The 25,319-nt window shown below is 49.9% G+C and carries 20 protein-coding genes, 4 pseudogenes and 1 riboswitch; of the genes and pseudogenes, 19 read left to right on the top strand and 5 right to left on the bottom strand.

The features are described from left to right. From ACTWJ7_RS27715 to clpP, 5 genes are all read left to right on the top strand, one after another. The gene (locus tag ACTWJ7_RS27715; protein ID WP_301879598.1) at positions 1-1,062 is read left to right on the top strand and encodes a sulfate ABC transporter substrate-binding protein; all 1,062 of its coding nucleotides are present in this window, start codon (positions 1-3) and stop codon (positions 1,060-1,062) included. Between the two features lie 218 nt (positions 1,063-1,280). Beyond that, positions 1,281-1,727 carry a hypothetical protein gene (locus tag ACTWJ7_RS27710; RefSeq protein ID WP_079350793.1) on the top strand — a complete coding sequence of 149 codons (447 nt, stop codon included), beginning with the start codon at positions 1,281-1,283 and terminating at the stop codon, positions 1,725-1,727. 198 nt (positions 1,728-1,925) lie between these two features. Continuing rightward, complete coding sequence (locus tag ACTWJ7_RS27705) at positions 1,926-2,705, top strand: MBL fold metallo-hydrolase (protein ID WP_079350792.1); 780 nt, start codon at positions 1,926-1,928, stop codon at positions 2,703-2,705. Between the two features lie 133 nt (positions 2,706-2,838). After that, on the top strand, positions 2,839-3,705 hold the full coding sequence (locus ACTWJ7_RS27700) for an RNA polymerase sigma factor (RefSeq protein ID WP_079350791.1): 867 nt from the start codon (positions 2,839-2,841) through the stop codon (positions 3,703-3,705). An 18-nt stretch (positions 3,706-3,723) separates the two neighbouring features. Further along, positions 3,724-4,305, top strand: a complete 582-nt coding sequence (clpP, locus tag ACTWJ7_RS27695; RefSeq protein ID WP_079350790.1) for an ATP-dependent Clp endopeptidase proteolytic subunit ClpP — start codon at positions 3,724-3,726, stop codon at positions 4,303-4,305. A gap of 179 nt (positions 4,306-4,484) precedes the next feature. Here clpP and ACTWJ7_RS27690 read toward each other — a convergent pair whose 3' ends face one another. Next, positions 4,485-5,906, bottom strand: coding sequence for an aminotransferase-like domain-containing protein (locus ACTWJ7_RS27690; RefSeq protein ID WP_443146054.1), 1,422 nt, complete (start codon positions 5,904-5,906; stop codon positions 4,485-4,487). Between the two features lie 120 nt (positions 5,907-6,026). Between ACTWJ7_RS27690 and ACTWJ7_RS27685 the strand changes: the two are divergent. Continuing rightward, a pseudogene (locus ACTWJ7_RS27685) lies at positions 6,027-6,964 on the top strand (DMT family transporter). Between the two features lie 174 nt (positions 6,965-7,138). Here the strand turns inward: ACTWJ7_RS27685 and ACTWJ7_RS27680 are convergent. Further along, positions 7,139-7,942: a Cof-type HAD-IIB family hydrolase gene (locus ACTWJ7_RS27680; protein WP_024629362.1), complete on the bottom strand. Its 804-nt coding sequence runs from the start codon at positions 7,940-7,942 to the stop codon at positions 7,139-7,141. A 239-nt stretch (positions 7,943-8,181) separates the two neighbouring features. Next, positions 8,182-9,183: a lipoate--protein ligase gene (locus ACTWJ7_RS27675; RefSeq protein WP_024629363.1), complete on the bottom strand. Its 1,002-nt coding sequence runs from the start codon at positions 9,181-9,183 to the stop codon at positions 8,182-8,184. A gap of 200 nt (positions 9,184-9,383) precedes the next feature. On the opposite strand from ACTWJ7_RS27675, the pseudogene cobD reads away from it, so the two are divergent. From cobD to ACTWJ7_RS27620, 11 genes and pseudogenes are all read left to right on the top strand, one after another. Then, positions 9,384-10,484 (top strand): annotated as a pseudogene (gene cobD / locus ACTWJ7_RS27670) (threonine-phosphate decarboxylase CobD); the annotation flags it as partial. Then, the gene (locus ACTWJ7_RS27665) at positions 10,467-11,351 is read left to right on the top strand and encodes an adenosylcobinamide amidohydrolase (protein WP_443146429.1); all 885 of its coding nucleotides are present in this window, start codon (positions 10,467-10,469) and stop codon (positions 11,349-11,351) included. The pseudogene cobD and the gene ACTWJ7_RS27665, both read left to right, overlap by 18 nt. A gap of 44 nt (positions 11,352-11,395) precedes the next feature. Next, positions 11,396-12,376: an adenosylcobinamide-phosphate synthase CbiB gene (gene cbiB / locus ACTWJ7_RS27660; protein WP_079351041.1), complete on the top strand. Its 981-nt coding sequence runs from the start codon at positions 11,396-11,398 to the stop codon at positions 12,374-12,376. A 61-nt stretch (positions 12,377-12,437) separates the two neighbouring features. Beyond that, positions 12,438-13,013 carry a histidine phosphatase family protein gene (locus tag ACTWJ7_RS27655; RefSeq protein ID WP_443146053.1) on the top strand — a complete coding sequence of 192 codons (576 nt, stop codon included), beginning with the start codon at positions 12,438-12,440 and terminating at the stop codon, positions 13,011-13,013. Between the two features lie 152 nt (positions 13,014-13,165). Further along, a riboswitch (cobalamin riboswitch) is annotated at positions 13,166-13,314 on the top strand. A 207-nt stretch (positions 13,315-13,521) separates the two neighbouring features. Continuing rightward, on the top strand, positions 13,522-14,517 hold the full coding sequence (locus ACTWJ7_RS27650; RefSeq protein ID WP_301879594.1) for an ABC transporter substrate-binding protein: 996 nt from the start codon (positions 13,522-13,524) through the stop codon (positions 14,515-14,517). Continuing rightward, a pseudogene (locus ACTWJ7_RS27645) lies at positions 14,514-15,561 on the top strand (FecCD family ABC transporter permease). The gene ACTWJ7_RS27650 and the pseudogene ACTWJ7_RS27645 overlap by 4 nt, the downstream one beginning before the upstream one ends. 2 nt (positions 15,562-15,563) lie before the next feature. After that, positions 15,564-16,379 carry an ABC transporter ATP-binding protein gene (locus ACTWJ7_RS27640; protein WP_301879789.1) on the top strand — a complete coding sequence of 272 codons (816 nt, stop codon included), beginning with the start codon at positions 15,564-15,566 and terminating at the stop codon, positions 16,377-16,379. A 48-nt stretch (positions 16,380-16,427) separates the two neighbouring features. Next, positions 16,428-17,557 (top strand): annotated as a pseudogene (gene cobT, locus ACTWJ7_RS27635) (nicotinate-nucleotide--dimethylbenzimidazole phosphoribosyltransferase). Next, positions 17,554-18,114, top strand: a complete 561-nt coding sequence (gene cobU, locus ACTWJ7_RS27630; RefSeq protein WP_301879593.1) for a bifunctional adenosylcobinamide kinase/adenosylcobinamide-phosphate guanylyltransferase — start codon at positions 17,554-17,556, stop codon at positions 18,112-18,114. The pseudogene cobT and the gene cobU overlap by 4 nt, the downstream one beginning before the upstream one ends. Further along, positions 18,111-19,001: an adenosylcobinamide-GDP ribazoletransferase gene (gene cobS / locus ACTWJ7_RS27625; protein ID WP_301879592.1), complete on the top strand. Its 891-nt coding sequence runs from the start codon at positions 18,111-18,113 to the stop codon at positions 18,999-19,001. Before cobU ends, cobS begins: the two co-directional genes overlap by 4 nt. A gap of 72 nt (positions 19,002-19,073) precedes the next feature. Beyond that, complete coding sequence (locus tag ACTWJ7_RS27620) at positions 19,074-20,615, top strand: cobyric acid synthase (RefSeq protein ID WP_301879788.1); 1,542 nt, start codon at positions 19,074-19,076, stop codon at positions 20,613-20,615. A gap of 216 nt (positions 20,616-20,831) precedes the next feature. Here ACTWJ7_RS27620 and ACTWJ7_RS27615 read toward each other — a convergent pair whose 3' ends face one another. Together ACTWJ7_RS27615 and ACTWJ7_RS27610 are read right to left on the bottom strand one after the other, a co-directional pair. Further along, on the bottom strand, positions 20,832-22,031 hold the full coding sequence (locus ACTWJ7_RS27615) for a methyl-accepting chemotaxis protein (RefSeq protein WP_443146052.1): 1,200 nt from the start codon (positions 22,029-22,031) through the stop codon (positions 20,832-20,834). Positions 22,032-22,033: 2 nt separating this feature from the next. Next, positions 22,034-22,531 carry a hypothetical protein gene (locus tag ACTWJ7_RS27610; RefSeq protein ID WP_443146051.1) on the bottom strand — a complete coding sequence of 166 codons (498 nt, stop codon included), beginning with the start codon at positions 22,529-22,531 and terminating at the stop codon, positions 22,034-22,036. Between the two features lie 333 nt (positions 22,532-22,864). Between ACTWJ7_RS27610 and ACTWJ7_RS27605 the strand changes: the two genes are divergently transcribed. Both ACTWJ7_RS27605 and ACTWJ7_RS27600 read left to right on the top strand, forming a co-directional pair. Beyond that, the gene (locus ACTWJ7_RS27605) at positions 22,865-24,262 is read left to right on the top strand and encodes an L-cystine transporter (RefSeq protein WP_301879591.1); all 1,398 of its coding nucleotides are present in this window, start codon (positions 22,865-22,867) and stop codon (positions 24,260-24,262) included. A 236-nt stretch (positions 24,263-24,498) separates the two neighbouring features. Beyond that, on the top strand, positions 24,499-25,182 hold the full coding sequence (locus ACTWJ7_RS27600) for a queuosine precursor transporter (protein WP_301879590.1): 684 nt from the start codon (positions 24,499-24,501) through the stop codon (positions 25,180-25,182). Positions 25,183-25,319 lie beyond the last annotated feature (137 nt).

Raw genomic sequence — 25,319 nt, 5'->3', positions numbered from 1 at the left:
ATGCAGACGAGGAAGAAGAAAGCCATACCTATATATGTTGTCCTCATGCTTCTGCTCGTCTGCATGACCGTTGGATGTAGTAAGCAGGAGGAAGCGAGCGGACAGAACGGAACCTCGACAGGCGACCAATCTAACACATTGGTTATCGGTGCTTACAGTGTAGCCAAAGATGCCGTTGGAGAGTTGCTGCCCGAATTCCAAGCGGTATGGAAGGCGAAGACCGGACAGACTGTGCACTTCCAGGAATCCTATGAAGCCTCCGGCACACAAGCCAGAGCGATTGTGGGTGGATTCGAAGCTGATGTAGCGCTTTTGGCAATGGAAAGTGATATCGACAAGCTGGTCAAAGCCGATCTGGTCAGTTCCAATTGGAAACAGGCACCGAATGATGGCATGATCACCCGTTCGATCGTCGTTCTGGGTACAAGGGCAGGCAACCCGCTGGGGATTCGCGATTTTGAAGATTTGACCAAGCCGGGTGTTAAGGTGCTCTATCCGAATCCGAAGACGTCAGGCGGAGCCCAGTGGGATATTAATGCCATCTATGGTGCAGGATTGAAGCTGTCTGAGGAGCAAGGAAAGAAAGATCCTGCCGTGGCTAAAGCCTTTTTGGAAAAGGTGCATGAGAATGTCGAGTCATTGGATAAGAGCGGTCGTTCTTCAATGGCGGCATTTGAGTATGGCGTGGGGGATGTTATCGTCACGTATGAGAATGAATTGCTTGCCCGGATAGCGAAGGGTGTAAATTATGACATCGTGGTTCCCAAAAACACGATACTGATTGAAAATCCAGCGGTTGTCGTAGACAAATATGCGGATAAACATGGCAACCGTGAATTGGCTGAGGCCTTTATAGCGTATCTGCGTACGCCGGAAGCACAGCGCATTTTTGCCAAGCATGGTTTCCGTTCGGTAGACCCTGAAGTGTTTGCAGAAACGAAGTCCTCGTTCCCTACGCCTGAAGGTCTGTTCGATATAAACTACCTCGGCGGATGGGATAAGGTACGCAGCACACTGTATTCCAAACGAGGCGTATGGTACCAGGTGTTGGCAGGGTTATAGTGTTTGCGATCCCAACCTTCATTTCACTCTATCCAGTGAGGTGGAGGTTTTTATATTATCAGGGAGAACACCGACCCATCCGCTCGGGGACGGGATGAAGAACCGGAGTGGATGGAAGTTTCGCCAGGCCACTTTGTATCCGGCTATCGGGACAGGATATAATGAATTAGGAATATCCATGGAATAATGATATATAGTGACAGGAAGGTGTGAGTTGGATGAGTGCTGAGTTTAAGTTGTCCCAAAATACAGCCATTCGGCTGGAACAGGCTCGTGGCAAAGGCATGTCGGATGCAGCTTTACTGGAGGCGATACAGGCCAAAGATGTGGCTGCGTTCGATGCCGTGTCTGAGGAGCACTACAGATATGATGATTTTTTCTCCTATGCGGACGAGCATGGCGAGAATCTGGAAGGTGCGGTTAAAGACGGCTACCGGATTACCTTTAATACTCGTGGTGGTCTGGGGATCTACTTGCAAAAGTCTTTCGGATTACTGCCGGAGCAAGATTTCACTGTTGGTGAAGGCATCGTAACCGGGTTAAAATTAAAAACAGAACAGGCAGATGTACTGGCCAAACGCCTTGCATCGAATTGGGTTATTACTGAGTCAAAGGAAGTGCCTGAAGGTCAGGAATTGACGTTGAAGCTGAGGGCTTTGATTTAGCTGATAGTGAAACAAAGGATATGAAGTTGGACTGCTAAATGTCAGACAACAGAGACGGTCCCGTTTGCAGTGAATAACTGCGCGGGAGGGTCTTTTTTTTGCAAAAACAGAGGTGGGAGATTACAATTTACATATCATGAATCAGATGGAATATAAATTGGGATGCATTGCTTCCGGGATAGAGAGGGGACTTTCATAATGAATCAGCTAACATTTCTGGGAACCGGGGATGCGATGGGTGTTCCGCGGGTGTATTGTGATTGTGACGTCTGCACAGAAGCACGGCTTACGGGAATCAACCGCCGCAAACGCTCTTCTGTTTTGATCCATGGAGATGGCGAGCACGAACCTTTCATGATTGACTGCGGACCGGACTGGAGGTCGCAGATGGAAGACCTCGGGATGCGGATGGTGCAGACGCTGCTAATTACTCATGCGCATTTTGATCATATTGGAGGCTTACCGGAATGGGCCGATGCCTGTCGCTGGTTGGGTGTAAAAGGGCAGTTGTATGCACCACGGGAAGTAATTGCGACCATCCAAAGTCAGTTTCCATGGCTTGGTCGCCATATGGATTTTCTGGAAACGGATGATGATATCGAGCTTGGTGGATGGAAGGTGTACTCCTGGAAAGTTTGCCACGGTCATAATGGCTATTCGTATGCGTATCGACTGGAACGTGAAGGATACACCTGGGCGTATTGCTCGGATGCCATTGATTTGAAGGCTGCGGAGAAGCAGCCATTGTACGGATTGGATCTGCTGATCCTCGGAACGAGCTTTGTTCATGAGCTTGCGGAATTCTCCACACGTTCGGTGTATGACATGGTTGAGGCGCAGGAGCTTTTGCAGGAGTTGAAGCCGGGTCAGACTTATTTTACACATATGTCTCACGACGTGGATGTACGACAGAATTATAATCTGGATCAGGGAATTACGCTGGCACTTACCGGTCTGCAGGTGAAGCTGGGAGAATAGGATAACCATCCTAAAAATAAATTCAGAAGAGCGTATCCTTTGCCGGAGGTTCTTCGTTTACATAGTGTAAAGCAATTACAGCAAGGGAATTGAAGCAAGATCAATCAGGAACCAACAAAGGGGGGCCCCAAACATGGCCTTTGTGAAGTCCGTGGATTGCAGAATCAACAGACCACATGATGATAAACCGATTGAACCATATAGCCATTACAGTGTCCAAACCGGATATACGTTAGAGCAAACGATTGAAGCTGCGCTGCCGAACCTGCTGGGCTCATTGTACGCCTACTGCATGTCATTAACTGGTTCAGTCTGGGAGACGGAGGATCTGGTTCAGGATACCTGTGTTAAAGCACTATCCTCTTCAGCTACCCGAAGAACGGGAATGACAGAGGACATGAACTGGGAAGCCTATCTCATCCGTGTTGCACGCAACACCTGGATTGACGCCATACGGAAGCGTGAGAACTTGGCGAGCAAACTGGAAAGCATGAAGCCATTTATGCAAGAATTTGAGGAAGAAGAGCGATTCGAGGAAGTGGAGTCCGCTGTTCAGATCCTTGTGAATGAACTGCCACCGTGGCAGCGAGCGATATATATGTTACGTGATTTGATGGGATACACAACGGTAGAGACTGCTGAACTGTTGGACACGACGGAAGGAGCGGTCAAAGCCGCCTTGAATCGTGCCCGTTCTGCACTGGCTAAAGTGAGACACAGCCTGAACGAAGCGGATTCTGATCAGACAAATCAAGCGGATGAGAATCAACAAAATCGGGAGGAACTGCGCAGTTATTTACTGGCATTCCGCAGCGGTGATACAGCCCGTTTAATTGATCTATGCCTGAATCAGACCGATGATCCGATGGCTGTAGCGGGAACGATTTTGCAGCAGACTCTGCCGTCTCAATCGATGCAACCAGTGATGTACAGTTATTCAAGCTCCGGTACGAATTCCATGTCGTATGGGGGAGGATATACGGTCAGCATGGTTGCATAAACCGGGGAGGCAAAATGCATGAACGTGGTACCTTATGTTGTTGAACAGACAGCCCGCGGAGAGCGGAGCTATGATATTTATTCCCGTTTGCTGAAAGATCGAATCATTATGGTATCCGGGGAAATTGAGGATCAGATGGCCAATGCGATCGTGGCCCAATTATTGTTTCTGACCGCAGAGGACCCGGAGAAGGATATCCAGATGTATATCAACAGTCCAGGTGGTTCCGTGACCGCCGGTTTCTCCATCTATGACACGATGCAATTCGTGAAGCCTGACATTTCCACGATCTGCACAGGCATGGCGGCGAGCTTCGGTACGATTCTGCTGGTTGGTGGAACAAAAGGGAAACGACTGGCGCTGCCGAACAGTGAAATCATGATTCACCAGCCGCTTGGCGGTACGCGAGGGCAGGCATCGGATATGCTGATTCACGCGAACCGGATTATCCAGCACCGCCAGCGCCTCAACAAGCTGCTTGCCGATCATACGGGACAGCCAATGGAGCGGATTGAAAAGGATACTGACAGAGATTATTTTCTGACTGCGGCAGAAGCCGTGGAGTATGGACTGGTGGATAAGGTCATATCCAGTCCGTAGGCTGCTTGCAGATAACAGAAACGCTGATTAGTATAACATAATAGGACAGAGTAAACGCAACAGCCCGAAAGGTTATTTAGTGCCTTTCGGGTTTGTTATGTTTAGTTTTTTTACTGGTATAGCGAGTATATCTTTTAGCTTTTGGACGACAGGCTGGAGCTGACCTCAGCAACGTGCCATCAGGTATTTTCAGCCAGCGCAATAAGTCTGCTCATGCCCTCCCGGATCTGCTGCTCGTGAGCATAAGAGAAGGAGAGACGCAGTTTGCGACTGGCGTCCGCATCGGAAGGATCGAACACCGTTCCCGGCACAAAAGCAACGGAATGCTCCATGCATCGGTGAAGCAATCGCCCTGTATCAACGCCTTCCGGAAGCTCTGCCCAGATGTTAAGTCCACCTTCGGGGCGAGTCCAAGTCCAATTGGTTTGTTGAAGGCACTGTTCCATGACTTCCATCCGTAGCTGAATGGCGGTACGCAGCTTGGACAGGTGCTGGTGCATGCGTGGCGACTGGAAATAACGGAGGAACAGCTTCTGATTCAGCAGAGGTGATCCGTTATCCGTCAGTGCCTTTACAGCCTGTAATCCCGGCATGAACCGGGGACGGCACATAATGGCGGCAATCCGCAGACCCGGCACAACATATTTGCTATAGCTGCGAATATAGAGCGTATGCCCTGTTGTATCGTATGTGAAGATCGGCGCCGGAGGCTTTTCTTTGAAATAGATATCGTAAGTGCTGTCGTCTTCCACCAGGAAACATCCGTACTGTTCCGCCAGTTCAGGCAATTGTTTGCGTTGCTCGGTTGGAATATTGATGCCCGTAGGATTCTGGAAGGTCGGCGTCATATAAAATACTCTTGGTTTTTCTTGCTTCATAAGGCGTTCAATCTGTTCCAGATCGTAGCCGTCAGGATGAATATCGGTAAAAATCAACTTTGCACCCTGTTTGCGGAAAATCTCCATCGCAGGCCCATACGTAGGCCTCTCCATGAGTACACGGTCACCGGGTCTGACGAGACTTCGAGAGATGACATCAATGGCCTGCTGTGCACCGGAAGTAATCAGCACTTCATCGGCTGAGAGATAGAAACGCTCCCTCGTCGTCAGATGGCTTGCCAAGGCAATACGCAGCTCCAGATCTCCCTGAATTGTGGAGTATGTGCCAAGCAGACGGGGATATAGATCCAGCAAATCCCGCATCAGCTCGCCCCAATATCGGTTTGGCAGCAGGGCGGGATCAATCAATGATTTAGAAAATTGGAATTCCGCCTCAAGGGATTGTACGCGGGCAAGTGAATCCCAATGCAGCCAAGCGGATACTGCCGGGTCATCGGCCTGGTCTGTCACGGGAGAAGGGTCAACAGGACTAACATAATAACCGGACTTATCCTTGACGTATACATTCCCGCGATCTTTTAACTCCTGATAAGCCTTGAAAACAGTGAGGCGATGAACGCCGAGCAGCTCAGACAGGCTCCGCACGGACGGCAGCTTCTCATTTTCTTTCCACTCTCCCGCTTCGATCCGTACAACAAGATAATGTACCACTTGCTCATATAGTTTCAGGCTGTTATCTGTCATCAACATGGCTTTGCCCACCCCGCTCACACTCCTTTTGAACTCCATTGTAACAGCAAATGAGAGCTAACTGTTCTGTTTTATTCATTCTGTTCTGTAGACGGTGCTATATGATGGAGAACAGATGAAGGAGGGGCTAGCATGGTTGGATTAGCATTTACCGTAATGTGTCTTATTTTTGGAACAACGTTTCTGGCGATTAAAATTGGCGTGGAGGCAGGCATGCCGCCTTTTCTGTCGGCCGGACTACGCTTTATTATTGCAGGTGCTCTAATGTTTGCATGGATGTGGATGAAAGGGAAAGTGAACCTGTCATTACTTTGGCGGAAAGAGATGCTTCTGACAGGGGCCGGACTGACGTTCGGAACCTTTGCGACTTTATATTGGGCTGAACAATATGTGAGCTCTGGTGTTGGCGCGATTCTGTCAGCAACAGGTCCGCTGATGATTATGGTAATGCAGACAGCATTGTTGCGTCAAAAAACGTCCGCACGCATGATTGCGGGCTGTCTGATCGGTTTTGCCGGGGTTATTCTCGTTGTATTGCCGGGTGTATCCATCGGTGCAAATTCCCTGTGGTTATGGGGGTGTATTGCCGTATTGGTGGGTGAAGTCTGTTACTCGGCGGGTGCATTGTACTCCAAAAAGGTCATTAACCAGTTTAAGGAGGCCAGTCCTGTAGCGATTAATGCGGTGCAGATGATGTACGGAGGATTGCTTTTATCCGCGCTCTCAGCAGTGACGGAATCATGGAGCACAACGGGACTGGATTGGGTGCCAGCGGTATCATCTCTGATCTATCTGACGGTAGTCGGTTCGATGGTTGGTCACAGCTTGTTCTACTGGATCATGTCTCGTACCAACCCGCTGTTTCCAGCAACCTGGTTATACATCTCCCCTCCGATTGCGGTTGGTCTTGGGCGGTTCTCTACAATGAGCACGTAAGCTGGATTACGTGGATCGGTGTTGCGCTGATCGTTTCGGGTTTGCTGGCGATGAATGAGAAAGTGATGGGCTGGTTGCAGAAAGGAAAACGCAAAACTCTATTGGGTCAGACTTCCAATTCTATGGTAAAATAGGAAATATATATTTTTACGCAGGAATGAGGAGAGACATCACATTGAACAGACAGGGACTCGGTGTTGTGTTATTGTTTGCGGGAATTGTGCTCGTATCTTTGAACGACTGAATAGAAAAACAGCCCGGAATCCACAATCTACTGTGGTCTCCGGGCTGTTCTGTCTCTGAAGCATTTACTCTGCGTTCAGCACAAATTTCTCAATAACCTGCTTCACGCCGTCTTCGTTATTGCTCGCGGTGATGTAGTCTGCCAGCTCTTTCAGAGCAGGGATCGCATTGCCCATCGCTACACCCAGACCTGCAACTTCCAACATTTCATGGTCATTCCAGGAATCGCCGATGGCGATGCATTCGCTCAGTTCGCGGCCAAAGTGATCTGCCAGGAACGTAAGTGCATGGCCTTTGGTTCCCTCATGATGCATGATTTCAAGGAAGTATGGCTTGGATTTGGTGATGTGCACTTCAGGTCCGAGCAGTTTGCGCAAGTCAACTGCAACTTCGTCGAGGTAGTCCGGCTCATCAATGATGAGCAGTTTCGGTGTTTTTTGCTCGATCACTTTGATGAAATCCGGTTCGATATGGTACTGCGTACCGTTCAGCTTGGCGTAATCACGCAGCTTGTCGTTTTCTTCACGGGCATATAATTTATCGTCAATGTACGTTTGCAGGTGCAGATTATGCTCCAGGCAGTAGTCGTACAATTTGCGGGAAGCGTCCTGTGGAACGTAGCGCTCATAGAGTACTTTTTCATCCAGCAAGTTTTTCACCAAAGCGCCTTGATACGTAATGATTGGCACGTTCAGTCCTGTCTGACGAGCCAGTGCTTGTGCAGAAGCATAGGCACGTCCAGTAGCCAAAGTTACAACGACACCATGAGCAACCGCTTGTTCCAGGGCGGTCTGTGTTGCGGGCGTTACTTCCTTGTTGTCGTTGATCAGGGTATCATCAATGTCAATTGCGATTAATTTGTAGGTCATCTGTGTTTCTCTCCTTTTTATCTGTATCTATACCCGACTTAATCTATATCAGTTCAACAAAACTTTTTACACGAGAACGGAGAGGACAGAAAAAACCTGAAGAAGCGGAGCGTTCGCCTTTATCACCGGATTTTCCCTTTGAAGAAGGGAATCAAAAAAATCTGGGGATAACAGCGATCGGAAGGTTATTCTGTCATCGGAGTGGCAGGTGTAAACTTTCTTGGGTTGAACTTATATATCTACTCCTCCAGGAAAATAAGGCCAATAAAGTCCTCCAGCTCCAGGTTGCCGAAGTAATGTTTTACATCCAAACCCTCAAGTGCAGTACGTACCTCGGATTCCTCGTAACGCTTACCACGCAGCATATCTTCGATATCCGCTACATCGCCTACGCCGAAGAAGTCACCAAAGATTTTGACATCTTCAATGCGTCCATCTTTGATATTCATGCGCAGGTCAATGATGCCGACAGGGAATTTGCGTGTATGCTTCACATTACTCTCCGGTGACAAGCCGTAGTTCCAATCCCAGTTGCTATAACGCTCGGCGGAGATTTCCTTGATCTTGTCCCAATCTTTCTCCGTGAGTTCATATTGAGGGACGTCCTGTGGCTCCATGCGGAAAATGTGACGCAGCAGCTCGTCCCGGAATTGTTCAATGGTCAGATTGCTATCGATCAGATCACGAATGTTGGCAACCCGGCTGCGTACGGATTTGGTGCTCTTGGACTTGAACTTCTCGGGATTCACGTTGAGTGAAGCCTGGACGTGGTCGAGGTTCAGGTTAAACATCAATGTGCCGTGACTGAACATGCGACCGCGCGTGGAGAATTGGGCGTTGCCCGAAATTTTCTTTTCTCCGACTTGCAGATCGTTCCGTCCCGTCAGTTCGGCATTGACACCGAGTTCTTGCAGGGCTTCCACCACAGGCTGCGTGAATTTGCGGAAGTTGTGGAAGGATTGTCCGTCATCCTTGGTAATAAAGCTGAAATTGAGGTTGCCCAGATCGTGATAAACGGCTCCGCCTCCCGAAAGACGACGTACGACTTGAACACCGTTATCCTGAACATACTCAATGTTGATCTCTTCAATGGTATTCTGATGTTTTCCGATAATAATGGACGGGCGGTTGATGTAAAACAGCAAGTAGCTGTCATCCATCGGCAGATGCTTCAGGATGTATTCCTCAATGGCGAGGTTTACAGAAGGATCTGTAATGCCCTGGTTATCAACAAACAGCATGGTCATTCCTCCATTAATGTATGTGAGGGATAGAATATCCCTTATGTAGTGATGCTTTACGGAATCGAAATTCCTTCTCTATTGTAAACGAATTGTCGATAGGACACAAAGGAATTACAGCTCGAACGGGCTTGAACAGGCAAAACAGGATTGACCCCTGACTGTCACGACATCCATAATAAAAAGGACATGCAGAAAGGATGACGGATAGAATGACCGGTTTAATTGAAGTTTTCGGACATGGCGGTGATGTGGAGACAGCCGCTGCACGTTTTGGAGGGAATGCTGCGGATTTCCTTGATTATAGCGCGAACATTAATCCACTGGGTCCACCTAGGGAAGTGTTGGAGGCTCTGGAGCATGGATGGCAGACGGTACTTCGTTACCCCGATCCGGGTCATCGGGCGTTCAAATTGCTGCTCAGTGACCGACTGGGTTTAACCCCGGATCACATATCCGTGGGCAACGGGGCGGCGGAAAGCATGGCTCTAATCCTGCTTGGACTCGCGCCACGTAGAGTAGGCACGGTAGAGCCTGGTTTTTCGGAGTACAGTGCATTATCCAGACAATTTGGAGCAGAAGTCCATTATGTTCGAGGACGGGAAGAACTGGACTGGCGAGCAGAACCGGAGGATATCGAAAAGCTGATGGAACGGGTGGACTTGCTTTTCCTTGGACAGCCGAACAATCCCAATGGAGTGCAGTATCCGGTTGAGGTTCTACATCGGCTTGCGCGTAAAGCGGAGATCACAGGCAGCATATTGGTGGTAGATGAGGCGTTTATGGACTTTATTCCTGAGTCACAGCGGCAATCGCTTGCGCCCAGATTGAAAGAGTATCCCCAAGTGATCATCATTCGTTCGATGACCAAGTTTTACGCCATTCCAGGCTTACGATTGGGCTATGCGCTGGGTCATCCTGAGCTGATTCATGCCATGACTGAGAAGCAAGTGACCTGGAGTGTGAATGGGCTGGCGCTGATCGCAGGACAAGCCTGTCTGCGCAGTGGAGAGAATTTTGAACAGGAGACCATGGCACTGATGTCCTACGAGCGGGATAGATTAACGACAGGGCTGGAGACTTTGGGATGTAAGGTGACACGAGGGGAAGCGAACTTTATATTGGCAACTCTGCCAGAGCCGTGGACAGCGACATCCATGCAGGCTGCTCTCGGTGAACGCGGTATACTGATTCGGAGTTGTGCCATGTATCCGGGACTTGGGGAGCGCCATGTACGCTTTGCAGTCAAGGACGCGGAGGCTAACGGGCGTTTACTGGAGACAATGGAAAATGTAATGGAGCTTGACACGACAACCGGACTAGAGGCAGGGGGCAGAACGATGGCACTGCCATTCTATAACGCTTATAAGCAATGCATGGATGTACAAACAGACTATAACGAATATAGATCTTCTGTGTGGCCGGGACTAAACATCTCTGTACATGAACGACATATTAAAGCTTCAAGCCCCTCTGTTGTAAAAGCACTTTCCAGTGCCGTGTATGGGGGCGGTATGATTGAATTGGACCGTATATTCAACATCTATGTGGACAGACATTATCGGTGTGACGATCCACCGCGTGATATTGCCGATCTATTGAGTGAATGGCAGGAGCAGCAGGATCAATGCGCCGGACTTCTGACTGCAGTTCAATTAGAGCACACGGCTATCCAGGAATATGAAAGCGATGAGTTCGGATTACTCTGCTGTACGACAGCAGGGGTATCCAACGCTGCACGGGCAGGTTCTGCAAGAACTGTGTTTGATGCTGCGGGGAATGAGATGGGGCATGAGACCGTGCCTCAGAACCTTGGGAAAAGCTCAGTTTCAAGCTACAAACCCGGTACGATCAATATCATGTTGTGGATGAACGGGCGAATGACCGCCGGAGCGATGGTGAATGCCATTCAGACTGCGGTAGAAGCAAAGGCCGCTGCGTTAGCTGATTTCGGTGTGATGGATTCCGAAAATGGGCTGACCGCAACTGGAACAACAACGGATGCTATCGTGCTCGCGGTAAGTCAGACTGAAGAAAATAAACCGCTCATCAGTTACGCCGGAACGGCTACGGTCATGGGTGCTGCGATCGGCAGGCTGGTATATGACACGATAACGGAAAGTTTGCAAGCCGCGCAGGAGTGGAAAGAGAGGAATAACAAGCAATGATATCTCTGCTGCATCAATGGGCTTCCTGGCCGATCTGGACGGGAATGGCCGGAGCCTGGATTATTATAGGGGCATACATACTGGATCGCTGCATCGGAGATCCACGCTGGATTCCTCATCCGGTGATTGGCATGGGCAAGGCCATCTCTACACTGGAGCGGGCGATAAGGTCGCGTGTGGACTCAAACCGGGCCCTTAGAAGGGCAGGAATTTTATTTCCCATTTTGATTGCAGGGGGAGCTTTTGCAGTGACTTGGGGATTGGTATATGTACTGGGCCTCATTCATCCTGCCATTGCGGTTGTGGCTGAAGTGGTGTTGATCGCAACCACCATTGCTTCCAAAGGTTTGAAGGATGCAGGCATGGAAGTCTACCGCCATCTAAGTCAACAGGATTGGCCTGCGGCGAGACGTTCACTGGGCATGATTGTAGGGCGTGACACGGCTCATCTGGATGAACCGGAGGTTGTGCGGGGAACGGTAGAGACGGTTGCCGAGAATATCGTGGATGCCATCGTTTCTCCACTGTTTTACGCCCTGATTGGCGGTGCACCGCTTGCCATGGCTTATCGGGCCGTGAATACGCTGGATTCCATGGTAGGTTATAAAAATGAAGAATATCTTTATCTCGGCTGGGCATCTGCCCGTCTGGATGATTGGGCCAACTGGATTCCCGCACGGCTTACCGCCCTGCTTTTGATTATAGGAGCCTGGTTCATGAAACTGGATGCGAGAGGGGCAGCGAGCATGGTATCCCGGGATGCACGGCTGCACCCAAGCCCTAACAGCGGTTTTCCCGAGTCAGCAGTGGCCGGAGCGCTGGGCATAAGACTTGGCGGTCATAACGTGTACCACGGAGTGGCTTCATTTCGCGCTTATATGGGCGAGCCGTCACGTCGGATGGAAGCAGAAGATATTGTACGAACAACAAGACTTATGTTTTGGTCAGCAGGTTCTTTTGTTTTATTATGTTGGCTGTTCACCCTAGGGATATGGGCTGCTGGAGGTGCACTGCTATGGATATAGAAGCTGGACATAGTGGAATACAAAGCCGAGAGATTATGTTGATACGTCATGGTATAACAGCGTGGAATTTGGAAAAAGATATCTCGGGCATACCGACATCGGTCTGCTGCCAGAAGCAGAGCAGGAGCTGGCTCTGCTGCGCGAAGAGATCAGCCATGTCACATGGGACGCCCTCTATTGCAGTGATTTGTTGCGTTGTCAGCAGACACTCATACACATTGCACCGTCCCAAGTGGGACAGGCCAAGCTTGATGCCCGTCTAAGGGAGATTGACTTTGGTCAGTGGGAGGGATTGACCTATGACCAGCTCAAGGACAATCCACAGTACCGTGACTGGATCGATGCCCCACAAGAGGTGACGCCCCCGAAGGGCGAGCCATGGAAGGCATTTGCTGCGCGGATTGATTCATTTTTGGAAGAGAGTCTGTTGTCCTTTTCACCAATACTGCATTCTCGCAGCATGAATGTGCCAAAGGTAGCCGTGATTACGCATGGCGGTGTTATTCGTTATATGGTATCACGTCTCATTCCGCATCAAGGATTCTGGGATACGCAGGTGATACCAGGACAAGCGATAAAGATTCGGCTGGATGGCGATGGGGACAGCTGGGTTGGAACCAGATTGACTTTTCCATAAATCAGGTTGTAAGGATGTACAATATAACCTATAATCACAACAGAAGTGTGACTTAGCAAATGCATCATTAGAGAAGGGCCTTATGCCTTGCAATGGATGCAGGATGCTCACTTGAATGGTTAAACTATATTAGCGACCAAGGGTCCCGCGTGCATGCAGCAACGTTTCATGGTTTCTTATCAGACTATGAACAGCAAACGGGTGAAATAGGGAAGCCGGTGTAAATCCGGCACGGTCCCGCCACTGTAAATCAGGATGAATTCCTGTAAGTCAGGTTACCTGCCCTGGACGTACAAGCCGGTGTTCCTTCGAGGAAAGGACAGCGTTTCGGGCAGTTCTCTGTGCATGTACAGCGTTAAGCTGGCATGTGCTGATCGCCACATGCGAGACGTCATCCCTGATCCTGACCAAGGATTGGGGATTTTATTTTTTCGGAACACAAATTCAAGCGGAATTGGGACAGGAGCACTACTCACTAGAATGGATAGAGAAGGGGAGAATGAACACAATGAATTTCAAGACATGGAAAGGCATGGCGTCACTGCTGAGCGCAGCGATGCTGGCACTGGCTTTGGCCGGATGTGGAACAACAACAACGAATGAGGGTACAGGAACCTCGCAACCTGCACAGGAGCAATCCCAAGGACAGGCGCAGACAGATCTCAAAACACAATATCCACTCACGGTTACCGATGCTACGGGTGAATCGTTTACGTTTGACAAAGCACCAGCCAAAATCGTATCCGTATCTCCGGCTGAAACGGAATCCCTGTTCGCACTCGGATTGGACGAGCAGATCGTTGGAGTATCCGACTATGATGATTATCCGGAAGCAGCAACAGCAAAACCAAAAATGGGCGGTATATCAAAGCCTAACGAAGAGTCGATCATTGCAGCTGAAGCAGACATCGTATTTACAGGCATTTCCATGAGTGAAGACGCTGTGAAGAAACTGCGTGATCTGGGCATCACCATTTTCAAAACAAATCCCAAATCAGTGGATGATGTAATGACCAACATCGAAACATTTGGTAAAATCACGGATCATCAGGAAAAAGCACAGGAGATCATCACCCAGATGAAACAGGATGTGGCTGATGTAACTGAAGCTGTGAAGGCAGTTAAAACGGAAGAGAAGAAAAAAGTATACGTTGAATTCTCCCCGGGCTGGACTGTGGGTAAAGGTGAATTCATGGATGAATTGATCACACTGGCCGGAGGTACCAACATTGCTTCCGACAAGGATGGTTGGTATGAAATTAATGAAGAGAACGTTATTGCTTCCAATCCGGATGTGATTCTGTATGCGAATGACGTCATTGATGAAAATTCCAAAACATTGGATCAAATCATCAAAGCCCGCAGTGGCTGGGATCAAATCACGGCTGTGAAAAACGATGCAGTCATTGGCCTGGATGCGAACCTGCTGAGCCGTCCAGGACCACGGGTAACTCAAGGTCTGAAAGAAGTTGCCAAAGCGATCTACCCTGACCTGTTCAAATGAGTAAAAAGCTGGCAGTGTACGGAACGGCCGGAATTGTGCTGCTTGTGTTAACCGTGCTAATCTGCACGGGCATCGGTTCGGTTGCCCTGCCAGTCCGGGACATTGCGGGCATCTTGCTTCATCGCATTCCCTGGCTGGGCGACTGGATTGTTCCTGACTGGAATACAGCAGCAGAACAGATTATATGGAAGGTCAGATTTCCACGTGTACTGCTGGCCGTACTTGTAGGTGCATCACTGGCGATTGCCGGAACGGGATTCCAGGGGGTTCTTCGGAACCCTCTGGCTGATCCGTTTACGCTGGGCGTATCGTCCGGTGCATCGGTGGGTGCGGCTTTTCTGATTTTCTTCGGATTACAGTATGCACTGATTGGAATCTGGACCCTGCCACTGGTCGCATTTCTGACGGGAGTAATCACATTGTGGTTTGTGCTGGCCCTCGCTCGTGAGGGACCCAAAATACCAACACACAGCCTGATTCTGGCTGGGGTGGTCATGCAAAGTTTCCTGGGAGCAGTCGTCTCCTTCCTGTCGACGATGTCGAAACAGACCATCAATGAAATTATATACTGGACGATGGGGAGTTTGTCACTGCGTGGGTGGTCGTATACGGCCATCCTTTTCCCGTATTTTGTGCTGGGACTAATCTTCCTCTGGAGCCGTGCGCGTTCGTTGAATGTGCTTGCCCTGGGGGAACGTCAGGCCGCGCATATCGGGGTTTCGGGTTGACGGATTGAAGTTGTCGGTACTGGCTGTGGGTACGCTGCTTACGGCAGGCGCTGTCTCCGTATCGGGCGTAATTGGCTTCGTCGGACTGGTCATTCCGCATATTCTTCGGCTCATCGTGGGACCCGATTATCGATTGCTGGTGCCTTTGTCCGCGATTGGGGGAGCGATCTTTATGGTCTGGGCAGATACGATTGCACGCACATTGCTGGCGCCGACCGAAATTCCACTGGGGGTAGTGACGGCCTTTGTTGGAGCGCCCTTCTTCGCTTATTTGCTGCATCGGAACAAAAAGCTGCGGAAAGGGATGATGCCATGAGTATGTTCGTGAGAACAGACCTTACCGCGAACCGACAGATGATTAAGGTCACAGGAGCTGGTAAAATGTATGGTAACCATCAGGCTCTGCATGTGGTCGAATGGCAAGTCAAAGAGGGGGAGTGGTGGGGCGTTGTTGGCCCAAACGGCAGCGGCAAATCGACTCTCCTTCAGCTACTTGCCAGAACCGAACATCCGAGCGCAGGCAGCATACAGATTGATGGACGGGATATCTCCTCCTACACCCGTAAAGAATTGTCGCGCATGATTGCGGTCTTGCAGCAGGATGGCCTGCCTGCGATTTCCTATCCCGTAAGGGATGTTGTCGAGATGGGACGTTACCCTTACCAGAACTGGCTCGGAAAAGAAACGTCGGATGGAGCAGCAATAGTCGATCGGGTGCTGGAGGAATTGGGTTTAAGTGACATGGCCGAACGGTCTTTGGATGCGCTTAGTGGAGGACAGCGGCAGCGGGTTGCGCTTGCCAAAGTCATGGCTCAGGAACCACGGCTGTTGTTGCTGGATGAACCAACCACCTTTCTCGATATCAAATATCAATTGCAATTTATGGAGTTATTATCGGCATGGCGTCAAAAAAATCATATTACGATTGTGGCGGTGCTGCATGATCTGAACCTGGCCGCACAATTTTGCGACCACATTCTGGCACTGCGGGACGGAACATGCGTAGGGAATGGTACACCTCATTCGTTAATGACGGAAGAGAACATTCGGGAGATCTTCCGGGTGAGTCCGGCGATGGTGAGTCATCCCGACAATGGATTGCCACAGCTGTTGCTGAGGCGGGAGAAGAAGTGAACGAAGCGGGGGTGACCCCGTATTTTTAATAAAGGAAGTGCTGGCTGTATGAATAATGAACAGGTGTTGGAACAGTTACTAGGTCGGATCGTGGGTCCTAATGAAGAAGTGGCGGCGGAAGCCTCCGCACATGTGGATGCATTGACGAAACCACCCGGCAGTCTGGGCAAGCTGGAACAGCTGGTTATTCGTCTGGCGGGAATCACGGGCAAGGCTCGTCCTTGCTTTGATCGCAGAGCTGTTATCGTTATGGCTGCGGATCATGGGGTGGTTGAAGAAGGGATTAGTGCTTTTCCTGCTGAGGTGACTCCACAGATGGTCCTGAATTTCCTGGCGGGGGGAGCGGCTGTCAATGTCCTAGCTCGCCACGCTGGAGCTGATGTAATCTGTGTGGATATTGGGGTGAATGCCGATCTGGAACATCCGAACCTGATTTCCCGCAAGGTCCGCAAAGGCACAGCCAACATGGCAAAAGGTGCTGCAATGACCCGGGATGAAGCGATTCAGGCCATTCTTGCAGGGGCCGAAGTCGTCGCGAACGAGGTGGCTAAGGGGACGCAGTTGTTTGTCACCGGAGAGATGGGCATCGGCAATACAACCGCTAGTGCGGCAGTGATGTGTGCAATAACGGGACAGCTCCTGCTTCAGCAGTGGGTCGGGGAACAGGCGTGGATGATGCCGGTTTGCAGCGCAAAGCCGCAGTGGTCAGCCAGGCTCTTAGCGTGAATGCTCCGAATGCAGACGATGCACTCGATGTGCTGTGCAAAGTGGGCGGACTGGAGATTGCCGGACTGACAGGCGTGATTCTAGCTGCCGCTGCAAACGGATGCCCCGTTGTCGTAGATGGATTTATCTCCACCGCTGCGGCGTTGATTGCAAGGCAGCTTGCTCCGGTCAGTACAGAATACATGATTGCTTCCCACACATCGCATGAAAGTGGACATGCAGCATTATTGCGTGAGCTTGGCCTGAAACCGATGCTGGACCTGGACATGCGTCTGGGTGAAGGCACCGGAGGCGTGCTCAGTCTTCATCTGATTGATGCCTCATGCCGTATTCTCAGCGAGATGGCGACATTTGCGAGTGCTGGTGTGTCGGATGGCACGACGGAGACTCAACCTAATGACGCTTCATCCGCTTCTGCTGATTCATCCGTTCCAGGAGAGGAATCCCCATGAGTGTACTCGTGACGGGCGGGGCTCGGAGTGGCAAAAGCTCGTTTGCAGAGCGTCTCTGTATGCAGCGTTCCTCCGAGGCCTGGTATGTGGCTACGGCTCAGGCTTATGATGACGAAATGCGCGAGCGTATACGTCTGCATCAGAATCAGCGGGATGAAGCAGGATATCTGTGGCATACGGTGGAGGAACCGCTGGATTTGCCTGAATTAATTACACGAATGGGAGAGTTTCACACGGGAAACTCTGCACCGACCATTCTGGTGGATTGTCTGACACTTTGGTTGACCAATGTGCTGTTAGCGCATGAACATGAGCCTGTGCAGGTATTGTACGATCATATGGACGAGCTGGTAGCTGCCATTCAGTTGTATCCTGGTCTGCTCGTGCTTGTTACCAACGAAGTGGGCGATGGCATTGTACCAGAGTATGCGCTGGGCAGAAGATATCGGGATTTGGCGGGCATTCTCAATCAACGGATTGCCGCGATTTGCCGTGAAGTGTTTCTGGTGACTGTGGGCATTCCGATTGAGCTGAAAAGCAAGGAGTACCGTTTATGAGTAAAGGCGATTTGGAACAAAAACATGCGGCCGCGGCCGCTTTTCAATTTCTGTCCCGATTCCCGGTGAAATTGCAGATTGATTTCGTCCCGCCATTATTGCGGGAGAGTGTAGTGTATTACCCGCTGGTTGGCGCGGTCATTGGATTGTGCGTCTGGTTAGGCGGAGCCCTGACAGGTGCGCTGCTTCCATCTTTTCCGGCGGCGGTATTAACTTTGACGCTATGGGTATGGCTAACCGGAGGTCTTCATCTGGATGGGTGGATGGATACGGCAGATGGTCTGCTCAGTTATCGCACCCGTGAACGAATGCTGGAAATTATGAAAGACAGTCGTGTAGGGGCCATGGGCGTGATCGCCTGTGTGCTTCTGTTAATGATGAAAGTAGCTTTGATTGCTGATTTTATTGCGCGTGGGAATTGGGCCTATGGAGCTTTGCTCATCCTGCCGCTGATCTGGAGCCGCTGGTTCATGGTGTATGCCATGGCGGCCTGGCCGAATGCCCGGAAGGACGATGGGCTTGCTGTCCTGTTCAAGGGGCTGGGAGAGCGGAGGGAAGTCCAGCGTGCACGCAGCTCTGCGGTAGGACTTACCATTCTGGCAGGTGTGATCACGTTGGCAGCGGTATGGATCTTCCAGCCGGATACAGCCATGTTCCAGGTGCTTGGGACAGAGAATGGATTGGGGACATTACCATGGTGGCTATACCCCGTTGCAGCGATCATTGCGGTGCCACTGGCTGGCTATGTGATTGGCAAATTCGTTGCCGGACGTATCAGTGAACGGCTGGGCGGACTTACAGGGGACACGTATGGGGCTATGAATGAGTTGCTGGAAGCCGCACTGCTAACGGTACTTAGTCTGTTACAGGGATTCTTTTTGATATAACGCTGAGAGCTGAGGTGAGGGAACGTGGAAGATACGTCTGTACAAACGTCCGAACAAACGGCGGCAGTATTAATGCTGCAAGGGACGGCATCGGATGTGGGGAAAAGCGTAATTACGACGGCGCTATGCCGAATATTCAAGCAGGACGGATTCAGGCCAGCCCCGTTCAAATCACAGAACATGGCGCTGAATTCCTACGTCACGGAAGACGGCAAGGAAATCGGAAGAGCCCAGGGGGCGCAGGCTGAAGCGTGCGGGATTGAAGCGACGACAGACATGAATCCGATCCTGATCAAGCCGGTTCGGGATATGCATTCCCAGATTGTCGTACACGGTGTACCTCTTGCGCAGATGAGTGCTTGGGATTATCGGCAGCATTTTCTTCCTGAAGCCAAGGAGACGGTCATGGATGCGCTGAATCGGCTACGCGCGACGTACGATATCGTGCTGATGGAAGGCGCGGGCAGTCCTGCGGAGATTAATCTGAAGGATCGGGATATCGTTAACATGAATCTGGCGGGCTGGGCGGATGCTCCGGTCATTCTGATCTCGGATATTGATCGTGGCGGGGTCTTTGCTTCCATTGTAGGTACACTGGAGCTGCTTGAGCCGCATGAGGCTCAGCGTGTAAAAGGATTCATCATCAATAAGTTTCGCGGAGATCTGTCCTTGCTGCAGCCTGGATTGGACTGGCTTGAGGAACGGACAGGCATTCCCGTATTGGGCGTGTTGCCTTACATAAGTGATATTCAGATTGAAGCGGAAGATTCCGTGGTGCTTGACTCCATGCGACACGGCAATTCCGGTAAGCAGGAGCTGGACCTTGTGGTCATTCGTTATCCGCGTATTTCCAACTTTACAGACTTTGATGCCCTTTCCAGGGAACCGGATGTGAATGTGCGATACGTGACTTCTCCCGATGATTTGGGGCACCCCGATGCCATTCTGCTTCCGGGTACAAAGGATACGATTGGAGATCTGGCATTTCTGCGTGCGTCAGGACTGGAGCAAGCGATAGCCAGCCAGACGGAGCGTGAACATGTTCAGCTTATCGGGATATGTGGTGGATATCAAATGCTCGGTCAGCATCTCAAAGATCCGTTTGCTGTGGAAGCGAATCAGATTCAGGAAGCCAATGGTTTGGGATGGCTGCCCCTGACGACAAGATTTCTACAGAACAAACAAACGGTAAGAGCCTCGGGGCATGTACATGGTTTTCATCCAATTCGTTTGCCCAAGGAGAGCGAAGCAGCAAGCTCATTGCCCATCAATGGATACGAGATTCATATGGGCGTTACCGAGTGTCTTGAGCCTGAACGTGTAACGGCCTTGTTCGAAATCGCCCATTCAGGGGGCCAACCCTTCAATGAAGGCTGGGGTACTGTGGATGGTAAGGTGTGGGGAACGTACCTGCATGGTTTATTTGAAAGTGATCAATTCCGGCGTTCGTGGCTTAATGGTCTTCGCGAAGGCAAAGGACTTGCTCCGCTGCTGGAGACGTACAGCGCACGTGAACGCAAGGAAATGGAGTTTGACCGTGTTGCCGAGTCGTTACGGTCTTCACTGGATATGCAACGGGTGTACGAGATTATGGGTGTTCAGGCACCCGTGTAAGAGTCTTAACAAACGTAGCCCAAGTTTAATTACTTGGCGAAGAGTTACCCATTGTAGTTAAGCATCTGCATTGGAGCAACTATTATAGTCAAAAAAATACCCCCATGTGTGGCAATCGTTCTCTGAAACCTGAACGCTGCTGAGCATGGGGGTATTTGTATAGCCTGTAGTAAAGTGTGATTCGAATAGGGGAATAATGGGTTAAAGGTATTCCGGCTAGTTTATTTTGAAGTTTTTCATGGCGGACTGCAGTTCTACGGCTTGCTCATGCAAATGACGTACGGTGTTCGAATGGGAATCCATCTCATTCAGTTGGAGATCCGCTGTAGAAGCAATCTGCTGCATGCTTTGACGGGACTTGGACGTAATCTGAGCGGTTTCTTCCACGGAAGCACTGACTTCTTCAGCTCCAGCAGATACTTGCTGGGTAGAGGCCGATACCGTCTGAATCGTCAGATTGACGTTCTGAATTAATTCGTTTAGCTGCTGGAACGCGGAGCCTGCTTGTTGAACCACGTGAGTACCTGATCCAATCTCTTGGGTTACACGGTTCATGGCATCAACCGAACGTTCGGCGTCTTCACGGATGGTACCCAGGTAATCAGAAATTTCCTCTGTAGCTGTCTTGGATTGTTCCGCCAGCTTACGTACTTCTCCGGCAACGACGGCGAATCCGCGTCCATGCTCCCCTGCACGTGCTGCTTCAATGGAAGCGTTGAGGGACAGCATGTTAATCTGTCTGGTGATCTCAAAAATGGATTGAACAATGGTGCCTATGGCGATCGAGCGCTCGTTCATCGTTTCTACATAACGCAGTGATTCACTCGCGGTCTGGCCAACACGCTCCATTTGCTGAACGGCATCCTGTGCCAGTCGATTACCGTTAACAGCTTCATTTGCAGCATCTCCGATCTGCTCGGATACTTCGGCAGAGGAAGAGGCAATATGCATAATGCCTTGCGTGATTTCTTCCATGGCTCTTGCATTTTCGGCTGCGCTGGAAGCGATGCTTACGCTGCCTTTTTCGGCGCTTTCCGCAGAACGGCTGGAGTCTTTCACCATACCGGACATGGATTCTACCCGTTTGAGCAAATCATTGGAGCCTTCCACAACTTCATTGGAGGTCGTGAGTGCGCGGCTGATCATTTCTTTCAAATTATGGGTCATTGTCTGGAAGCTTAGAGCAAGCTGTGCAATTTCATCCTTGCCTTTAATCTGGAGTTCGGCAGTCAGATCACCTTCTGATATCTGCTTGCTATGCTGAACAAGTTGAATGATCGGTTTGGTTACTCGCTTGATCATGCTTGTGGAGATAAGCCAGCCAAGCAGGAAGACCAGGGCGGTAATTCCGAGGCATAACCAGAAGATCTGGGCAATTTTGTCCTGAATGAACTGGGCATCCATACTAACGCCCATGATCATGTTACTTCCTGCGATCGGAATAAAGGCCCCTTTATGTACACCGAAGGAATCGACATAAACGTTGCTGATTTCCATTTCTTTTTCTCAATGGCTGCATTCATTGCTGCTTCTGCTTTAATCTCATCTCCGGCTTTCATGCCTGAGGAGGTATTCGCGATCACAACGGTAGCTTTGCCATCCTGTATAGCCACGACGTAGGCCGCGTCCAGACTATGCTCTTTTGCTTTATCAGCCAAGTAGGATTCAACGGTCAGTGCTGCACCATCGGAACCTGCGCCGCCACTTTGAACCTGTAAAATTTTAGAAGCCGATGTGTTCTTGTATATATCCTGAATCGACGTGTTCAGGACCTTGTCGAACTGTGGAAGCACGTAGCTTTGCATAATATTCATAGAGACAGCATAGAAACTAATACTGAACAACAGGGAAGCAACCAGCAGTACGAGGAACAACGTGCCTCTGATTTTACCAGCAACGGTGCGATTTCGAAACATATAATCATCCTTTCACGTCATGTTCATTAACATTGTCGCTTTTCCGTTATCGTAAGACTAATTACCAACGAAAAAAGGCCTAATTTTCACGTTGAGAAAACTTGGGAATAAGCGGATATACCTATATTACAAAATTAACCTGAGGTTGAATACAACAATTTTCGCGATTTAGTGGTTTTTTTTCAGAAATAGATGAATTGATTACATACATATTACATAATATCAATTAATACCTACCAGAATAGTTTGTTATGTGATATATTGTTGAATATCGCTTTTGAGCGAGTAGAAAACCGGGAATCCGGTTACTCACACTGAGGAGGATTTATACAAATGAATACCTTTTTAATCATTTTGAACGTAGTGGTTATGCTCGCTCTTCTAGGTGTCCTGTTCTGGATGCAGAAGAAACATATTTCCTTTACGAAGCGTGTATTTGCGGGTCTGGGCATCGGGGTCGTCTACGGCGTCATTCTGCAACTGCTCTACACGTCTGATTCTGACATCATTACCAAGTCGGTCGATTGGTTTAATTTGGCCGGTTCAGGATATGTTCGTTTGTTACAAATGGTCGTGATTCCATTAATTATGGTTTCCATCATTTCGGCTATCATGAATCTGAAAGGCAAGCAGAATCTCGGTAAAATGAGCCTTTCGATTATCGCCATCCTGCTCATCACGACGGCGATTGCCGCAAGCGTGAGTATTGTGACGAGCTTGAGCTTCAACCTGAAGTCCATTGAGATTGAGGGTGGAGACAGAGAGCTGGCTCAGGGGCAGAAGATGGAGGAACGTCTCGTTGATGTGAAGGATCAGACGATTCCGCAGCAAGTACTGGAGTTCATTCCATCGAATCCGTTCGCGGATATGACTGGAGAACGTCGTACATCCACACTGGCTGTTGTTATTTTCTCAGCCTTTATCGGTGTGGCCGTACTCGGACTGGATCGCAAAAAACCAGAGCAGGCGGAAACGTTCCGCGGCATGGTCAATGCGGTATATGCGGTGGTTATGCGAATCGTAACGCTGGTGCTCAGGCTGACGCCGTACGGGATTCTGGCGCTGATTACGAAGGTAACCGCCACAACGAACCCGGATGAGATACTGAAGCTGATCAAATTCGTCATTGCTTCCTACGTGGCGTTGATCGTGATGTTCATCATCCACCTGATTATTATCTCACTGTTCGGCTTCAATCCAATTACGTATGTGAAAAAGGTTCTGCCAACGCTGATCTTTGCCTTCACATCCCGTTCAAGTGCGGCTGCGATTCCGCTTAACGTGGAGACACAAACGAAGAGACTGGGCGTATCGGACGGGATTGCGAACCTGTCGGCAAGCTTCGGGGCTACTATCGGTCAAAACGGCTGCGCCGGGATCTATCCGGCCATGCTGGCGGTCATGATTGCTCCTACGGTCGGGATCGACCCGATGAGCTGGGATTTCATCATTACGCTGATCCTGGTAGTCGTAATCAGTTCCTTCGGCGTAGCCGGTGTAGGCGGCGGGGCAACCTTCGCTTCCCTGATCGTGTTGTCCACGATGAACCTGCCGGTAGCTTTGGCAGGATTGCTGATCTCGGTTGAGCCGCTCATCGACATGGGTCGTACGGCGCTGAACGTGAATGATTCGATGACCGCAGGTCTCGTATCCAGCAAAATTTTGAAAGAAAACGATCAGGATACATTTAATGATCAAAGCCGTGATCTGGATTCCGCCGTTCAGGTGTAATTGATCCAGATTTACTTTTCACCTCTGGCAGGTGGATGTATAAGTACCCAAGTCTGATCAGCCGTCCTCCGGGTTAACCCGGAGGGCGGTTTTTTACATTCGAGAGTATGCTGGAGTTATTTAGTGCTGTTCAACTGTTGGGAAATGTGATAGAGTATTCATGTTTTGGCCCGGAGCCAAACCGCGGTTCGTAACCATCCCGCGTAATCAAAACTAGGAAGGCAGTGTATGTATTTATGTTTAACTTAGGGTGGGGAGCGGTATTCGTTCTCGTTACTTATGGATTTTTCCTGCTGTGTTACCGCTTGTTCGGTAAAAAGGGTCTTTATGCCTGGATCGGTGTGGCAACAGTCATTGCCAACATACAGGTGACCAAAACGATAGATATTATGGGTATCGTTCTAACGCTGGGCAATACGATGTATGTCAGTATGTATCTGACCAGTGATCTGCTCAATGAGAAGTATGGACCAGGTGAGGCGCGTAAAGCCGTATGGTTCGGGTTCTTCACATTGATCATGACGACAGTGCTGATGCAGATGGTATTGTTCTTTGAGCCGGCGTCTACGGACTTTGCACAGGAGTCGATGAAAACTCTGTTTGGTATGCTGCCACGTCTTGCACTCGGAAGTCTGTCAGCCTATTTCATCAGTCAGTTTCTGGATGTACGACTGTACACTTGGCTGCGTAAGGTGGCACCAGGGCGCAATCAGTTGTGGATACGCACCAACGGAAGCTCCATTATCAGTTCGTTTGTGGATACGCTGGTGTTCTGCACGATCGCTTTTGCATTCATCTATTCATGGGATGTCTGGCTTGAGATTTTCCTGACGACGTACGTGATCAAATTTGTATTGACCGCGGTAGGAACGCCGTTTCTATATGCTGCACGAAGCTTTAAATTCAAGGATGGAGCTTAGACTCGTCGTTAAGTTCGTCCGCAGAATGCTGAATCGAAACACAAAAGTCCCGCAAAGCCATGCATTCATGGTTTTGCGGGACTTTTGGTTACAGTACCTATTTTCTTTAAAATGAAAACGAAAGTGATATGATCCCG

Source organism: Paenibacillus sp. 1A_MP2 (assembly GCF_052244825.1).
GTDB lineage: Bacteria > Bacillota > Bacilli > Paenibacillales > Paenibacillaceae > Paenibacillus > Paenibacillus vandeheii.
The sequence above is the reverse complement of the archived record's forward strand: the minus strand, read 5'-3'. Positions and strand labels throughout refer to the sequence as shown.

Coding starts and splice junctions, on each gene's coding strand:
- ACTWJ7_RS27715 (WP_301879598.1), top strand. CDS start 1: ATGCAGACGAGGAAGAAGAAAGCCATACCTATATATGTTGTCCTCATG.
- ACTWJ7_RS27710 (WP_079350793.1), top strand. CDS start 1,281: ATGAGTGCTGAGTTTAAGTTGTCCCAAAATACAGCCATTCGGCTGGAA.
- ACTWJ7_RS27705 (WP_079350792.1), top strand. CDS start 1,926: ATGAATCAGCTAACATTTCTGGGAACCGGGGATGCGATGGGTGTTCCG.
- ACTWJ7_RS27700 (WP_079350791.1), top strand. CDS start 2,839: ATGGCCTTTGTGAAGTCCGTGGATTGCAGAATCAACAGACCACATGAT.
- clpP (WP_079350790.1), top strand. CDS start 3,724: ATGAACGTGGTACCTTATGTTGTTGAACAGACAGCCCGCGGAGAGCGG.
- ACTWJ7_RS27680 (WP_024629362.1), bottom strand. CDS start 7,942: ATGACCTACAAATTAATCGCAATTGACATTGATGATACCCTGATCAAC.
- ACTWJ7_RS27675 (WP_024629363.1), bottom strand. CDS start 9,183: ATGCTGTTTGTTGATAACCAGGGCATTACAGATCCTTCTGTAAACCTC.
- ACTWJ7_RS27665 (WP_443146429.1), top strand. CDS start 10,467: ATGGAAAATGTAATGGAGCTTGACACGACAACCGGACTAGAGGCAGGG.
- cbiB (WP_079351041.1), top strand. CDS start 11,396: ATGGCCGGAGCCTGGATTATTATAGGGGCATACATACTGGATCGCTGC.
- ACTWJ7_RS27650 (WP_301879594.1), top strand. CDS start 13,522: ATGAATTTCAAGACATGGAAAGGCATGGCGTCACTGCTGAGCGCAGCG.
- ACTWJ7_RS27640 (WP_301879789.1), top strand. CDS start 15,564: ATGTTCGTGAGAACAGACCTTACCGCGAACCGACAGATGATTAAGGTC.
- cobU (WP_301879593.1), top strand. CDS start 17,554: ATGAGTGTACTCGTGACGGGCGGGGCTCGGAGTGGCAAAAGCTCGTTT.
- cobS (WP_301879592.1), top strand. CDS start 18,111: ATGAGTAAAGGCGATTTGGAACAAAAACATGCGGCCGCGGCCGCTTTT.
- ACTWJ7_RS27620 (WP_301879788.1), top strand. CDS start 19,074: ATGCTGCAAGGGACGGCATCGGATGTGGGGAAAAGCGTAATTACGACG.
- ACTWJ7_RS27615 (WP_443146052.1), bottom strand. CDS start 22,031: ATGGGCGTTAGTATGGATGCCCAGTTCATTCAGGACAAAATTGCCCAG.
- ACTWJ7_RS27610 (WP_443146051.1), bottom strand. CDS start 22,531: ATGTTTCGAAATCGCACCGTTGCTGGTAAAATCAGAGGCACGTTGTTC.
- ACTWJ7_RS27605 (WP_301879591.1), top strand. CDS start 22,865: ATGAATACCTTTTTAATCATTTTGAACGTAGTGGTTATGCTCGCTCTT.
- ACTWJ7_RS27600 (WP_301879590.1), top strand. CDS start 24,499: ATGTTTAACTTAGGGTGGGGAGCGGTATTCGTTCTCGTTACTTATGGA.